Here is a 15,731-nt window from a genome sequence, read left to right as displayed (position 1 = left end):
GTTATATATTTTTATTGTAAGCAGGGAAAATACTAAAGTCAAATTTTATGATTTGATTTTCTTTGTCTCTTCTTTTCTGCTTTATCCCCTGCATATTTTCTCCAGCCAACGTAAGATAATGTAAGAATAATAATACTTCCTGTTGAAATAATCATCCACCAAAGAGAAGGATCTGTTTCATCTTCATATACTTGATTAAATACATTTTGCAGCTCGGATTGCAAGGTGATCAATTCCTCTTGTTGATCACTATTGCTAAATACTTGCAGACGATACGTATCAATAAACTGTACAAGTGCATTTAACTTTTGAAACTGCTCTGTCGCTACATCAAGCTTTAAACTCGGGTAAATAATGTCGTATAAAGAAAGAAAGGAATTCATCTTTTCTTCAAAAACTTGTTTGTCCCCATTTTCAGCTGCTTCTTTCATCTCGTTGTATGTCGTCATAACAGGATCCTTCATTTGTGTCCATAAAGGCTGCTGTCCTGAAGAGATGGCATCTACAACAAGTCGAAACTTAGTTACTGCAGAAATGCGTTCCTCTACATTCATGGTTGTATTGGTGGTCGCTTCAACAGCTTCATCATGTGCAACTGTAACAATTCTTAATTCATCCATTGTGAAAGGATTTTGTTTAACTGTTATGTCGCTAAATTGATTAGAAAAATAATCTAGTATTTTTTTTGCATCTTCATATCGTTCGGATTTTACAAGCTGCAACGCTTCGTCCGATAATGTGTCTAGTTCATCTATAGGCGCATTTTGATCTGTATCTGCATATACAGAAATCGAAATAGGTAGCAAAAGCACTAAAACACTTACGAATACAACGAATTTAGCTTTCATCCCATGTCCCTCCTTGGTCTACTATTAAAAATGTATGACGAGGTGGACAAGGTTAGACTATTAATTTTTTTGTTCTTATGCTGGAACTCTCACTTTAATGTACTAAATTCCAATTCAATCGATCCTTTTTTTGTGTAACATAATATATAATCGCGATGCTTGCTATACTTAACCAAAAGGTAAAATAACCAATTTGCGCCATGTATTGATCTAATACTTTATAACTAGGCATCATAAAAAAAACATAATCAATGATATCATTATGCAACGTCCAAATCGCTGCTATAATGAGATGCTTTACTTTTATTCGGTAAAAAGGCGCATATAATAGACCTTGCAACGCCATCGCCCCATGTGAAAATATCAACATAAGCCCTGCTTTATCAACTATTCCAGTCTGATAAAAAACAAGTAGATTCATGACAACAGCCCATATTCCGTATTTAAATAACGTAATTGCTGCCAACGCTTCAAATAACGGCCAATTTTTTTTCAATAAAAAAGCAAAAAGAACGATAACAAAAAATAAACTTGCTGTTGGACTATCTGGCACAAAGGCTAAAAAAACAGTCGGTGTTTCTTGTAATTGAAATCTATACCAATAATATCCATAAGCTGTTCCTAACACATTAATCACAAGCATTAACATTAAGAAAGAACGATTGCTTAATATATAATACAACGATCTCATGTATGTATTTTCCTTTCCTTGTATTTGTTGATTTATTTTATCATACGATCATATTTAGCGGAAATTTATTCTATTTCAACTTGTTCTAAAAGAACAAAAGCGCAAGCGCCTTGAACAGCTCTGAAGAAAAATGTTCACATGACTCAAAAAGTGTTTTTTACTTTTAGAGGCATGGGGTTATTTTTCACAAGAGCTAGGCGCTGGAGCTGGATGCGGACACAACCGCCAAGTTATCCACAATCCCATTTCGTTTATAATTTCCTAAACGACAAAAAAAGTGACGGGAACGAATAAACAACCCCATCAAAAACCAATCAAGTTGTTTATTCGCTCTATTCGTCACTGTTAATTAGTACTTTGAAAATGCTTTAGTCTACTCGTTAATTCTTGAAACAACTTTTCATCTCCATTATCCAGCGCTTCATCAATTAAGTGAAGAAGTTTCTCTTTTTGAAATTTTTCAATGCTTGTTACAAGAAATTGTTCGGCAATCATTCTGTCTTTTTCACTAATTTGTAATTTTTTTGGCAAGTATGGATTTTCGACCAAAACGGCTGCATATTGATGCGCTTGATTAGAAGCAAAAAAATTCAACTGAATATAAATATCTTCATCTCTGTTTAAACGAATATCGTGAAAGGACTTTTCTGCATCGGTTGTCATCACATTTTCTTTATAAAAGCGGAATGGAACTTCATCCACACAATGGGTGGACATCACCAATCCTCGTGGACATCTTTCCGCATTTTCAACAAAATGAACTTTTTCCATTAATTGATCATGACTCATTAAATAATTTAAAATCCAAACACATTCCCGTCTCTTTAATTGATAATGATTTAAAAACCAACGAATGAAGTCTTTTTTCTCGTTGACAGATACAGGGGTTTTCATTTTTTTATTTCCCTCCTCTGTTTCCAACTAATTTTTTAAGTTTCTCCAAACTCCCTACCATAACAATTCCCATTCTCCATAAAACCGTTTCCTTTTACCAGCAAAACAACTAATACGATTCATCTGCTAACTGATCAAGTATTTCTAAATACTCTGCATTGCTAGGATCTGTTGCTAATAGCTTATTAAAAATTTCGGCAGCTTCCTTTCTTTTTCCTTCTTCTAAAAGAAAATATCCATAATCGTAAAGAAAATCTGGTAGTTCTTTAAAATAAGTATATGCTATTTCATATTTGTTTAATGCCTCTGAATATTTTTCCAATCCTTGTAAAGATTTTGCTGCATCCCATAGAAAGGTTGGTTCTTCAATATTTTGTTCATCCATTAATTCAATTAGTTCCATCACATCATCAAATCTGTCTTGTGTGAAAAATAGTTTATTTAATAACAGCACTGCTTCTATAAATTCCGGATCTATTGCCAAGGCTTCACGAAATTGCTTTTCTGCGTCTTCTTCCTTTCCTAATTTCAACGCCAATTTTCCACCATATAAATATAAATCCTTATTAAATTCATCTTGTTTTATTCCGTCTAAAACAACGTCATATGCTTCTTTTAGCATTTCTTCTCCTTCATACGCTTTCGCTAAATATAAATATAAGGAGTGAAAAGATGGATCCAATGCTTTGACTTCTTCAAGATGATGAATGGCACTTTGGTTGAATCCCGCTTGCAAAGATGTTAAGCCAAGATTAAACAGTGTATTTATTTCAACTTTCTCTTCCAACGCTTTTTTATAATACGTAACTGCTTCTTCAAATGCGCCGCCTGCACTTAAATTATCGGCAATTCTCCCATTTACATTTACGCCGCCAACTACTGTTTGAACTGGAAGAACGACTTTATAAGCACGAATTGCATCAAACAGCTTCCCTTGCTCTGCATATAATTCTCCTAATGCAAAATCAATGATTACCTCTTCTGGCAACATCTTTTTTGCTTGCAGCAGCTTTTGCTCACTTACTTCATACAAACCATCCATTTGGTACAGATCCGCCAACAATAGCAGAGCTTGGGGAAAGCTTGCATCCTCTGTATTTATCTTTTCTAAAATGGAAATAGCCTCTTCTTCATTGCCAAGTTCCATTTCCGTTTCCGCTAACAGAACCATTAGCTCTCCTTCTTCTGGATAAGCATTTAATAACAGATGAAATAATTGTTTTGCTTCTTCTAAAAATCCTAGTTGAAAAAGCTCTTCTCCTAATACAAATCGTTCTTCATTTGAACCACTTTTTACTATATCTTTATAATATTCTAACGCTTTTTCTTGTTGCCCTTCTTCTAATAATGCAATAATTTCATTTACTCTTTCCATGTATTTTCCTCTCTAAACTCCCCCTAATGCAAAAAAGGAAGGTACTTTTACTTCTATCTGTTCACCAAAACCAGGACGAAAATAAACCTTTTCTCCTGCCCGAATACAAACACCTTTATGAATCGTAAATTGTATTCTCTCATTATGATAAAGAAACAATTCATTTTGTTCAATATTTATGTTTGAACCATTTTTTTCATAAAGATTATACGTCACCTCTCCTCCTTGATACACATTTCCTTTAAGCGGGTAAATTCCCATCTTTACTAAAGACGGATATGAAATGACTTCTCCTTCTTTTACTTCTTCTGTAATAGAAGGAAGTTTTTCATCTCTCATAATGGTGGACCAAACGGCAAGTGCTTTTTTCCTTTCCTGCTCTTCTTCTATTAATACAACAGGTACAAGAGGACAATTATAAGGAAACATCGCTTCCTTTATCCACCCCCAAGGAATTTTGTTTAAATCATTTTTATCCGTTATTTCAACAAAAATAGCAGGAATCTTTTGCTTTTTACACTTGCGGATTAAAGAAACGGATAATCGTTTTAACGGAATTTGAATACTGATAATATAATCTAAGGAACTGTTTAGCAAAATATTTTTCGTTTGTTTTAATTGCTGCTCTAAATCTTTTTCTTTACTTATTGCACAGCAGGTTAAAAAAGTCGTAACGCCTCTTTTAATCAAATTATTTTCAATATAATTCCTCTGTTCTTTTGCGGATGTTAATGTTGTGACATGATTATCTAAAATAATTGGTGTTGGGGTCATAATATACGGCGCTCCGTCCATTCGAACACAACGATACTTTTGAAAGGCAGGCTTCATCATTTCAATTCGATTACCTTGCACTAAAAGGGATGTTTTCGTTACTTTCTGTTTTTTTAAAATATGAATGTTTTCGATTATATATGCCATTGCATCACCACCAATCTTTTTAAGACAAGCTATGCTTTTAATTGGCATTATATGACTGAAAATTCAAAAAAGCAGCAGCACCTTGAACATTCTATTGCCCGCCGCTCCTTACAAAGGGTCGTTCCTCGATAGACAAACGTTGTCATTCAGCCTGAAATTTTGCAGTCTTACTTTTTCGAAAATCTGAGGGACTGTCTAGACAGCCCCATTATCTTTCATTTCGACTCTTTCTTTGTCTACTATCCTTCCATACTATCTTTTTTTACTTTCTCTTATTAGATGACATGAAAATTTCACAGTCCTCTACACTTAAAGGCCTACTAACTAAGTATCCTTGAAGTTCATCGCATTCCATTTCTTCAAGAAAGGATTTTTGTATTTCATCCTCTACCCCCTCTGCAATAACCTTGCAGTTTAATGATTTGGACATCATTACAATCATTCTAACTATTGCTGCGTCTTTCTCACTCTTCTCTAACGAAGTAATAAATGAACGGTCTATCTTCAGTCGATCAACTGGAAATTTACTTAAATAATGTAGTGATGAATATCCTGTTCCAAAATCATCTAACGCTATTTTAAAGCCCATTTGTTTTAACAAGGTTATTTTAGCAAGGTTATTCTCAGTTTTCCCCATTGCTATACTTTCTGTTATTTCTAATTCTATATTATTGGGATTTGCACCAGTGTCTTTTATTATTTCTGATACCATATTAATAAAATTATCATGTTGAAACTGTAGAGAAGATATATTTACGGCAATCCTTAATTCTGAGAATCCCTTCTTACTCCAGGATACAGACTGCTTACTGGCCTCTAATAAAACTCTTTCTCCTATTAATAAAATCAAACCAGTTTCTTCGGCAATCGGAATAAAATCGGATGGCAGTACCATTACTTTTCCGTCTCTATTCCAACGCAGTAAAGCTTCGACACCTACAATTTCATTCGTATGCAAGGAGATTTGCGGCTGATAGTGTAATATAAATTCATTACGTTCTAGACCCTTTCTTAAGGAACTTTCTAACTCCATGATAGATTTCATACTCATTGACCCGTTATAAATCATATAATGATTTTTTCCATTTTCTTTAACCTTGTACATTGCTGTATCAGCTTTCATTAATAGTGTATCCAAATCTCTGCCATGGTCAGGAAAAATAGATATCCCTATACTTGGGGTGATATGAAGTTCAACTCCCTTAATATTGTATGTTTCTCTTAAGCTAGTTAATATATTTAATGCTATTCTTTCAATATCCTGCATATTTGCATTTTCAATTAATAGGGCAAACTCATCTCCACCAATGCGGCAAACCACTTCATGTTGGGTTAAACATTTTACTAGTCGTTCTCCAACTTCTTTTAACAGTAAATCGCCATAGGAATGTCCCAGACTATCATTAATATGTTTAAAACGATCCATATCAAGAAGCATAAAGGCTAATTTCTTATCATGAGCATTGGTATTGTTAATCGCCTGTGAGAGTCTTTTTTCCATATATCTGCGATTAGGTAAACCTGTAACTACATCATGATAAGCTAAGTACTCCATGTTATTTACGGTTACTACTAGTTTATCGGTTCTTTCTTTTACTTTAATTTCTAAATTTTCATTTAAATGGTGCAAATCAGCAACTAATTTCTCATTTTCTATTAAAGTAAATATTTGTCTCAAAATTAAAAATAATATACTTATAAACAACCCCAATAACACTGGATGAGATTTGTATAACATAGATATTACATACATAGAAAATAGCAATACAGCCAAATAGGGGATACTTTGTTTTAAAAGGAGATTCTCTTTTTGTTTACTACCATATGTTTTAAACTCTTTTGCTGACTTTCCATCATGATAAATCCCTGACAACCCAATCAATAATATCGAGAGAATCCAAAAAGGCTCGTTTATACTCCCTACCGAGTATATTTTCATAACTGTTAGATAGTTAAAAATAGTATCTGCGATTATCTGGATAAATAGTCCAGACACAAGTAAATAATTTGTCTTTTTGGACAAGATACTATAAGAAGTCATAATGATGCTTAAGACCCCTACAAGTTCAATAAGATCCAATATTGGATAAAGCAACTCGATAATATTAAAAGTTATTTTCGCATGTTGATTTAGCAATGGTTTTATTAAGAAAATCCAGCTAAGAGTCGTTGCTACAGACATAGCTATTAACATGTCGAGACAGAAACGGATCGTTAATAAATAACTCCTCATTTCATTCATTAGTACAAGGAGTCCTATAAAATAAAATCCATTTTGTGCTATCCAAAACGTCACCGCTAGTCTATTCAATCCCTTACCTAGATGAAGAATAAATTCATTATAGCTCCAAAGGATGGTTCCAATGAGATAACTAAGTATCCCTAAACCAAGAAATAACCAGAAACTTTTAGCGGATCCTTTATGCTTAATAAATGTGGAAACGAGCCATCCAATAGATGCACAGCAAGCAATGATTTGAAAGGTCACTCCGCCCCAATCTAATAATTCTTGTTTATTTCTAAATACTAAATTCCAAAGGAAGTTTGCAAGAATAAAAATAACGATAAAAGAATATGCAAACCTTTTTGTTCTAACTTTGAACATGTATTTCTCCATTCTTCTTTTATTTAAGCTACCCTGAAAAGAAGTTCCGCATCGTGAATACACTACGCTTTCCGCTGACGAACTGTCAAGCCTCCTCGCTCGTCCTTCCCTGCGTAGTCTTGGTAGCTCGTTTTTCCGCAGAAGTGTCTAGGCTTTTCTGTCTAATCAATATTTCATAAAAACAACATTACTATAAAACAGATCCTTTATTTAAAAATCAGATTCCTTTTCGTATCATATTAACTTAATAACCATGGGTATTTTTCCTTATTACGGTAAATATCTTTAGGATAAATAATCGCAGGAATCACATAATCCCCCTTATAATAGATTTTATTACTAACTGACTCCAAAGGAATTTTGTATACAGTTTTGAGTGCTTTGTAAAACACTCTTTCAAGGAGTACTACACAATAACTTATATCATAGTATTCCGAATAATTTACGAACACAGTTAAAAGTCTATCCAGGTTCTTTCCTCTAAATTGCTTTAATATGGCCACCTTATCAATTTCTACCACTGAGTTTGGCTTACTTTTAATAGATTCAATCTGATGAAAGGGAAATACTGTATTAATGTTATTAGCAGGATCTAGAATATAAGGCTTAAATTCAATGGTTCCTACTTTTTGATTATGAGAATTTTGAATGATATATCGATCGCTCTGACCATTTGAATTCTCTAATCCATAACCCTTTTCAAGCCAACATTCCATCCAAATTTGGTTAAAATCATTTAATAGTGCAAAGGAATCAACTTTTATGTACACTTTTCTTTCCTCCTATAAAACATAAACTTATAATTTTACTAGTAAAGTAAGCAAGGGCTATTATACCTATATTTAAGTTACTAGTCTATCTCTAATTATATAGAGAAGTAACCTCTTAAAAAATGGTTCTTCAGAAAACTCCGCCGAAAAAAGTTTGAATATTCCGTTAATTAAATTTTAAATATCTCGTAAATTTCCTTCCAAAATTAACATTATCGTTTAATAAAGCCTTTATAAAAAAGAAAAAAGGGATCCAGAAAGTCAGTGTAAACTGACGTTCTGGATCCCCCCCTTCTTCTTACATCAAACTATTTAAATGCTCAAAAAACGACGGATAAGAAACAGAAATTGCTTCTGCGTTTTCCAAAAAAAGTTCGCCTTCGCAAATAACTGATGCAATTGCCAGCATCATACCGATACGATGGTCGCCATGACTGTTAACTAAAGCGCCTTTTAAAGGAGTTCCGCCATGGATAATCATGCCGTCATCTGTTGCTTCAATATCAGCACCTAGCTTTTTCAATTCATTTACAACTGTATCAATGCGATTTGTTTCTTTGACTTTTAATTCGTGTGCATCTTTTATTACCGTTGTTCCGCTTGCTTGCGTTGCTAATAAAGCGATAATTGGAATTTCATCAATTAAACGTGGAATGATATCTCCCTCTATCGTAATTCCTGACAAGCTGCTTGTTTTTACAACAAGATCACCAACCGGTTCAAACACTTCCGATTCGTCGAACTTCACTGCAACGGTTGCACCCATCATGTTCAACACATCCATAATTCCAGTACGAGTTGGATTTAATCCTACATTTTTTAACACGATTTCACTGTTCGGCACAATACATCCTGCAACAAGGAAAAATGCGGCAGAAGAGATATCTCCAGGAACATGGATTTCTGTACCTGTTAATGTTTGGCCACCATTAATATGTATCTCTTTTCCTTCAACTGTTATATCGCCGCCAAAGCGTTTAATCATTCTTTCTGTATGATCTCTTGTTGCAACAGGTTCAATAACTGTTGTTGTACCTTCAGCTTGTAATCCGGCAAATAACACAGCAGATTTCACTTGAGCACTTGCTACAGGCAGCTGATAAGACATGCTGTTTAATTGGCCGCCTCGAATAGATAACGGGGTAAACTCTCCATTATTTCTTCCATCAATACGAGCTCCCATTGTACGTAATGGATTAACCACCCTAGTCATTGGTCTTTTTCCAATTGACGAATCTCCAATGAGTGTACAATGAAAATCTCTCCCTGAAAGAATACCTGATAATAGACGAATAGTTGTTCCCGAATTTCCAACATCCAATATATCTTTCGGTTCTACTAATCCATCTAACCCATTTCCTTCGATGATTACTTTTTCGTCTTTATGCTCAATTGTTACACCAAGCTTTTGAAAACAAGAGATTGTACTTAAACAATCCTCTCCCATTAAGAAATTGGTAACGGTTGTTCTGCCGTTTGCAATCGCCCCAAACATAACAGAACGGTGGGAAATTGATTTATCTCCCGGAATAAAAAGCTCTCCTTGTAAGCTGGTTGGAGTTGCATTTAATTTAATTGGTTCCATTCTTATCACCTTTTTATTTATTACTTTTCAATTGTCGTGCCGTAATTAGAATATGACGCAATGCATTGTTGTGCACGCAATCTATCTTCATCCGTTTGAAAACTAATGACTAATATTCCGTTTAGTTCTTCTCTCGTTTCAATAATACGAATATTCGTGATACTTATTTTTTCCTTTGCTAAATACCCTGTTATTTCTGAAATAACACCCGGATAATCAGGAACATCTACATATAAATCATAAAATGCCGGTATAGCTCCTTTTTGATTTTGCGGAAGTTCATCTCTTACGTTTTTAGCATGCTGAAAATATTCAAATAATTCACTGGAATTTTCTTCTTTTATTAAGGAAATCACTTTATCCATCTCATGCTGCCAATCATTTAAAAGCTGAAGCAACACTTCTTTGTTATGCAATAAAATGTCACGCCACATAGCAGGGCTGCTTGAGGCAATTCTTGTTATATCTCTAAAACCTCCTGCTGCCAGCCTTGTTACAAGATCATTCTTTTTGCTTGTATGGTCTGCCTGATGTACCAATGACGTGGCAACAATATGAGGCATATGACTAATAACCCCTGTTAATAAATCATGCTCATTTGATGTAACAATAAGAAATTTAGCTTTTGTACCTTCTAACCAACTTTTTAAACTATTTATTTCTTCTTCTTTTGTATCTTGCACAGGTGTTAATAAATAAAAAGCATTTTCAAAAAGTAATTCTTTTGCAGCAAGGACCCCGCTTTTATGGGAACCAGCCATCGGATGGCCCCCGATAAAAGTTACGCCTTTATCTAAAAGAATTTGTGCCTTCTGAACGATCTTTCCTTTTGTACTGCCAACATCCGTTACAATAACACCTTTTTTTAATGGCATTTCAGCAAGCATATTAATGATTATTTCTGTTTCCTTGACAGGTGTAGCGATTATGATTAAATCAGCATGAATTGCCCCTGCCATAATCGATTCTGCCTTTTCATCTATCACACCAAGCATTTTTCCGAGCTTGACATTATGTTCCGAAACATCGTAGCCAATCACATAACTTTGTGGATGCTTATCTTTTATACCTAAAGCTAACGATCCACCAATTAGTCCCAATCCTATTACGAAGACGCGGCCATTCACATTGCTCACCGCCTTCTTCTTTTATAAAATTACAAAACAACAGCTGCCTTCTCTTCTATAAACTGAGACATTACTTTTATTAATCCTTCATTTTGTTCTTTAGAGCCAACTGTAATTCGAACAGATGTCGGGAAATTCAACGGCACTCCTGATCGTACAATATAGCCATTTTTCATGAAGTATTGGAATACTTCATTTCCATCCACTTTAAAGTCGATTAAAATAAAGTTCGTTTGTGATGGAAAATAAGTTAAGCCATGCTCTTCACAAAATGCATAAAATTGTTCCATGCCTTCTCTATTTTTCTTTTTACAGCTTTCGACAAATTCCTGATCTTTTAATGCTGTTTCGGTTGCAATTTGACCTAATGTATTCACATTAAAAGGTTCTCTAATCGGCTCTAATGATTTGATAAATTCTTCATTAGCAATACCGTAGCCTACGCGAAAGCTCGCAAGTCCATATATTTTTGAAAAAGTTCTTAGAACGATTAAATTATCAAACTGTTTTACGAGTGTAAGCGCATCGTAATAATCTTCCGCCACTACATATTCGTAATACGCCTCATCTAATACAACTAATACTTCCGATGGTACAGATTTTAAGAAGGGTACAAGCTTTTCATCCGAAATATACGTACCTGTTGGGTTATTTGGACTGCATAACCATACAACACTTGTATTTTCATCGATTGCAGCAAGCATTCCGTCTAAATCGTGATGCCCTTCATTTGTTAATGGAATTTCTCTTACCTCTGCTCCATCAACAATTGCATTATGTTTATATTGGCCAAATGTATGGGATGCCATCACCGTATTTAAACCAGGCTTTAACAAAGCACGAGAAATCATTAAAATAATTTCATCTGAACCATTTCCGAGTACTAACTGTTCTGGAGCAACTTGTAAAAATTCAGCTAATGCAAAGCGTAAATTTGTAGCATAACCATCTGGATATAAAGCAAAAGAGCCATCTACATTTTGGAGTGCCTCCTTCACTTTAGATGAACTGCCAAACGGATTTTCATTGGAAGCCAGCTTGACAATTTCATCTAAATTAAACTGTTTTTTTACTTCATCAATTGTTTTTCCCGGTTGATAAGGAGTTAAGTTTAGTAATTGCTCTTTCCATTTCATACTATTCACCTCTGAATTATGTTTCCCTTTTTTACGCTCGTGTTTCATTCTCTTTCAGATCTGGTCGCAGTTGAACCGCCTTTTCCAAATAAATATGGTTGATTTCTTTTTGTGATACAGTTGTATTTACATGGAACATGATGCGAATGCATTTTTTCAATGACAAAGGAACATTGATTTCTTGCATACACATTACTGGTACATATGTCCAACCTTCTTGTAAACGAATGACTTTAGCAGGGAAAGCTGCAGTAATATCATCTGTGACCGAAACAAACACAGAGGCAACACTATCCGCTTGTATGTCGTTTAAACGAATCATTTCTTGTACAAGCCGTTCTGTTGCCTGAAGGATTTCATTTTCTTCATTTTGTTCTACGGTTATTGCCCCCCGCACTCCTCTAATCATTTACATTCTCTCCATCCTTAAATAATTGTAGCTCTTTTTTGATTTCTTCTTCACCAAATTTTACTATAACCGGTTTGCCAATGCTTTCTAACAATACAAAGTGAATATCACCATTGACAGACTTTTTATCTTGCTTCATGCGGTTGATTAGTTTATCTGTCTCTAAATGTTCTGGAATCTGCACATCATATTGCAGCTTTGTCAGCCAGTTTAACCATTGCTGAAAAGAAAAATCAAAGCCATATTTCTTCTGACTTAATTTCATGGCAAATACCATACCGATGACAATTGCTTCCCCATGTGTGATATTTCCATAGCCCATTTCTGCCTCAATAGCATGACCTAAAGTATGGCCAAAATTCAAATATGCTCGAATACCTGCCTCTTTTTCATCTTGGCTTACAATATTTGCTTTAATTTCAATGCCTTTTTGTAGTAAAGAAGCCCATGTCTTCTCTGGTACATTTGCAAGATCTGTTATATCTTCCAAAAGCATGAAGTAAAATTCAGGATCGCTTATTAATGCGTGTTTCATTACTTCACCAAACCCGGATCTGATTTCTTTTAAAGGCAATGTTTGTAAATAAGCTGTATTATATATAACAGCTTCTGGCTGATAAAAAGCACCTATCATATTTTTGCCTTGAGGATGGTTAATCGCGACTTTTCCACCCACAGCACTATCATGCGCTAAAATCGTTGTTGGGAGCTGAATAAATGGAATTCCACGCATATAAGAAGCTGCTACAAATCCTGCTAAATCACCCACTGCTCCACCACCAAGTGCTAAAACAAAGGATTTACGATCCAGATTTTGCTCCAACGCAAATGTTAAGCAATTATAATACACTTCAAATGTTTTCGCCTTTTCTCCAGCAGGCACGGTATACGTGACATAAGCAAAAGAATCTAATTCTTGCTGTAGAGAAGCTAAATGAAGCTTCTCTACTGTTTCATCCGTAATGATTAATATTTTTGTCGTGCAAGGATAATGTTGTTGCAATATAGACGGCAGCTTGGTATGAACATTTTCTCCAATCAAAACATCATACATTTTAGATTCCGTTTTAACGGCAACTGTTTTCATTAAAATTCCCTCGCATACGTACGATGGTCATTAATATTGTTCAATAATGCATCAAATCTATCCGCGTAAAATTGATCAATAATGGCACAAGCTAATTCCCAAGCAACGACATTTTCTGCCACAACTGCTGCTGCTGGTACTGCACAGCTATCCGATCTTTCAATGCTTGCAGCAAATGGCTCTTTTGTTTCAATATCAACACTTTTTAGCGGTTTATATAAAGTCGGGATTGGTTTCATTACGCCTCTGACTACAATTGGCATTCCAGTTGACATTCCGCCTTCTAAGCCGCCTAATCTGTTTGTGCTGCGTGTATATCCTTTTTCTTCATCCCAAACAATTTCATCATGAACTTCACTGCCAGGTTTTCTTGCAGCTTCAAAGCCGATGCCAAATTCGACCCCTTTAAATGCATTGATACTCATAATCGCTCCTGCAAGTTTTGCATCAAGCTTACGGTCATAATGAACATAGCTGCCGACACCAGTTGGCATTCCTTCAACAATAACTTCCACAATTCCACCAATGGAATCACCATTTGCTTTTGCATCATCAATTGCTTTCATCATTTCTTTTTCGGCAATTGGATCTATACAGCGAACAGGTGAGTTTTCAGAAACTTCGACAACTTGATCAATGGAATCATATTCAACACCTGCAGATTTTACACCACCAATTTCTATTACATGTGATGCTATTTTAATCCCAAGTAAGGAAAGTAGTTTTTTGCCGACTGCACCTGCAGCTACTCTAACCGTTGTTTCCCTTGCGGATGACCTTTCCAACACATTTCGCATATCGCGATGGCCATATTTAATCGCACCGTTTAAATCTGCATGTCCTGGTCTTGGACGGGAGATTTTCCGTTTAATTTCTGCATCTTCCTCATTGATTGGTTCTTGACCCATAATTTTTGTCCAATGCTTCCAGTCATTATTATCGACTATTAAAGATACTGGTGAACCTAACGTATATCCATGTCTGATTCCTCCGCCAATCTCCACAGTATCTTTTTCAATTTGCATTCTTCTGCCACGTCCATGGCCTTTTTGTCTTCTTGCTAATTCTGTATTAATATCTTCTGCTAATAATGGCATTCCTGCTGGAAGACCCTCAATAATTGTTATAAGTTTGGGACCGTGTGATTCCCCTGAAGTTAAATATCTCATTTTTCGAATCCTTTCTCCCTTCAACGCTTTAAAGGAAATATGTTTCAATATACCATACGATTGATGATAAGAATAGTATAAAAAGCAAAAATAATAAAAAAGATAGCTAACTTTTACGAGTTTTCTGTCTTCTCCATCACTTATTTACTCATATGTATATCATAAACCATTTACTATCTTTTTAGTTACACTCTACATTAACGAGCATTCAAGTCAACAAAGAGATGAAAAGCTTTAATTTGCTGATTTATTGAACTTCCTCTTAAAGCGCAGATTATATTTTTTTATAAAAAAAAGTGTCTTCTGTTGCTAATCCATATTTGCCTGGATTAAAGATCTGTTCGGTACTGCCTACAAAGAAAACCCCGCCAGGACGCAAGGCAGCGGCAAATTTTTGATATAATTTATCTTTTGCCTCTTCTGTAAAATAAATAAGGACATTTCGGCATACAATTAAATCATACGATTCCTGAAAAGGATCTGCTAATAAATTTTGTTTTTTAAATACAACCGATTTTTTTATTTGTTCACTAATTTCATAAAAGCTTCCGTTTTCGATGAAATATTTTTGCTTTTGCTTTGCCGGAACCTCATTTAACGCTCTTTCCACGTAAAGGCCAGCCTGTGCCTTTTTAATCGCATTTTCATCAATATCCGTAGCTAATATATCATATTTTGGGAAAGCTGAACTATTAGCAAGAATCATAGAAATCGTATACGGCTCTTCACCTGTTGAACAAGCTGCGCTCCATACTTTCAGCCTTGATTTACTTTTATTAATTAGCCCTGGGAGTATCTTTTGTTCTAATACTTCCCATCTTTTATAATTACGATAAAATTCAGATACATTGATCGTCATTCGATCCAATAATTCTTCCATTAGTTCTTTATTTTTGCAAATCGCCTGAAAATAGTCACGAAAGGACGTGAAGCCTCTTTTTACGTAAAGAGATGTTAACCTTCTTTTCATTTGTGCTTCCTTATATAAGGATAAATCAATTCCTGATGTTTTGTAAAAATTACTGACAAAATCCTCATAATCTTTTTCCATTCTTTCCCCTCACAACACAACGGTAATTTCCTTTTTTTATAGTATAAACGATAATAATAAAAA

The 15,731-nt window shown here is 34.8% G+C and carries 14 protein-coding genes; all 14 read right to left on the bottom strand.

Annotated features, from left to right (window positions below; genetic code table 11):
* Positions 1 to 38: 38 nt before the first annotated feature.
* Positions 39 to 848: a sporulation protein YpjB gene (gene ypjB / locus ACTYA4_RS05395; RefSeq protein ID WP_443479955.1), complete on the bottom strand. Its 810-nt coding sequence runs from the start codon at positions 846 to 848 to the stop codon at positions 39 to 41.
* 94 nt (positions 849 to 942) lie between these two features.
* The gene (gene lhaT / locus ACTYA4_RS05390; protein ID WP_443479956.1) at positions 943 to 1,539 is read right to left on the bottom strand and encodes a lipoprotein heptaprenylglyceryl N-acetyltransferase LhaT; all 597 of its coding nucleotides are present in this window, start codon (positions 1,537 to 1,539) and stop codon (positions 943 to 945) included.
* 345 nt (positions 1,540 to 1,884) lie between these two features.
* The gene (locus ACTYA4_RS05385; RefSeq protein WP_443479957.1) at positions 1,885 to 2,433 is read right to left on the bottom strand and encodes a ReoY family proteolytic degradation factor; all 549 of its coding nucleotides are present in this window, start codon (positions 2,431 to 2,433) and stop codon (positions 1,885 to 1,887) included.
* A gap of 109 nt (positions 2,434 to 2,542) precedes the next feature.
* On the bottom strand, positions 2,543 to 3,808 hold the full coding sequence (locus tag ACTYA4_RS05380; RefSeq protein ID WP_443479958.1) for a tetratricopeptide repeat protein: 1,266 nt from the start codon (positions 3,806 to 3,808) through the stop codon (positions 2,543 to 2,545).
* Between the two features lie 12 nt (positions 3,809 to 3,820).
* The gene (locus ACTYA4_RS05375) at positions 3,821 to 4,729 is read right to left on the bottom strand and encodes a hypothetical protein (protein WP_443479959.1); all 909 of its coding nucleotides are present in this window, start codon (positions 4,727 to 4,729) and stop codon (positions 3,821 to 3,823) included.
* A gap of 262 nt (positions 4,730 to 4,991) precedes the next feature.
* Positions 4,992 to 7,334, bottom strand: coding sequence for a putative bifunctional diguanylate cyclase/phosphodiesterase (locus tag ACTYA4_RS05370; RefSeq protein WP_443479960.1), 2,343 nt, complete (start codon positions 7,332 to 7,334; stop codon positions 4,992 to 4,994).
* A gap of 239 nt (positions 7,335 to 7,573) precedes the next feature.
* A complete protein-coding gene (locus tag ACTYA4_RS05365; protein ID WP_443479961.1) occupies positions 7,574 to 8,104 on the bottom strand; it encodes a hypothetical protein in 531 nt (176 codons plus the stop codon).
* A gap of 298 nt (positions 8,105 to 8,402) precedes the next feature.
* Positions 8,403 to 9,689 (bottom strand): 3-phosphoshikimate 1-carboxyvinyltransferase, encoded by a 1,287-nt coding sequence (aroA, locus tag ACTYA4_RS05360; protein WP_443479962.1) that lies wholly within the window; start codon positions 9,687 to 9,689, stop codon positions 8,403 to 8,405.
* Between the two features lie 20 nt (positions 9,690 to 9,709).
* On the bottom strand, positions 9,710 to 10,816 hold the full coding sequence (locus ACTYA4_RS05355) for a prephenate dehydrogenase (protein WP_443479963.1): 1,107 nt from the start codon (positions 10,814 to 10,816) through the stop codon (positions 9,710 to 9,712).
* 29 nt (positions 10,817 to 10,845) lie between these two features.
* Positions 10,846 to 11,952 carry a histidinol-phosphate transaminase gene (hisC, locus tag ACTYA4_RS05350; RefSeq protein ID WP_443479964.1) on the bottom strand — a complete coding sequence of 369 codons (1,107 nt, stop codon included), beginning with the start codon at positions 11,950 to 11,952 and terminating at the stop codon, positions 10,846 to 10,848.
* Between the two features lie 31 nt (positions 11,953 to 11,983).
* Entirely contained in the window at positions 11,984 to 12,361 is a 378-nt protein-coding gene (aroH, locus tag ACTYA4_RS05345) for a chorismate mutase (RefSeq protein WP_443479965.1), read from the bottom strand.
* Positions 12,354 to 13,448, bottom strand: a complete 1,095-nt coding sequence (gene aroB / locus ACTYA4_RS05340; protein WP_443479966.1) for a 3-dehydroquinate synthase — start codon at positions 13,446 to 13,448, stop codon at positions 12,354 to 12,356. Before aroB ends, aroH begins: the two co-directional genes overlap by 8 nt.
* Positions 13,448 to 14,617, bottom strand: coding sequence for a chorismate synthase (gene aroC / locus ACTYA4_RS05335; protein ID WP_443479967.1), 1,170 nt, complete (start codon positions 14,615 to 14,617; stop codon positions 13,448 to 13,450). Before aroC ends, aroB begins: the two co-directional genes overlap by 1 nt.
* 274 nt (positions 14,618 to 14,891) lie before the next feature.
* A complete protein-coding gene (locus ACTYA4_RS05330; RefSeq protein WP_443479968.1) occupies positions 14,892 to 15,668 on the bottom strand; it encodes a CheR family methyltransferase in 777 nt (258 codons plus the stop codon).
* Positions 15,669 to 15,731 lie beyond the last annotated feature (63 nt).

The sequence above is a fragment of the Niallia yueguangensis genome, from assembly GCF_052663115.1.
Note: the sequence above shows the minus strand (reverse complement) of the source record. Positions and strands in the feature narration are given on the sequence as shown.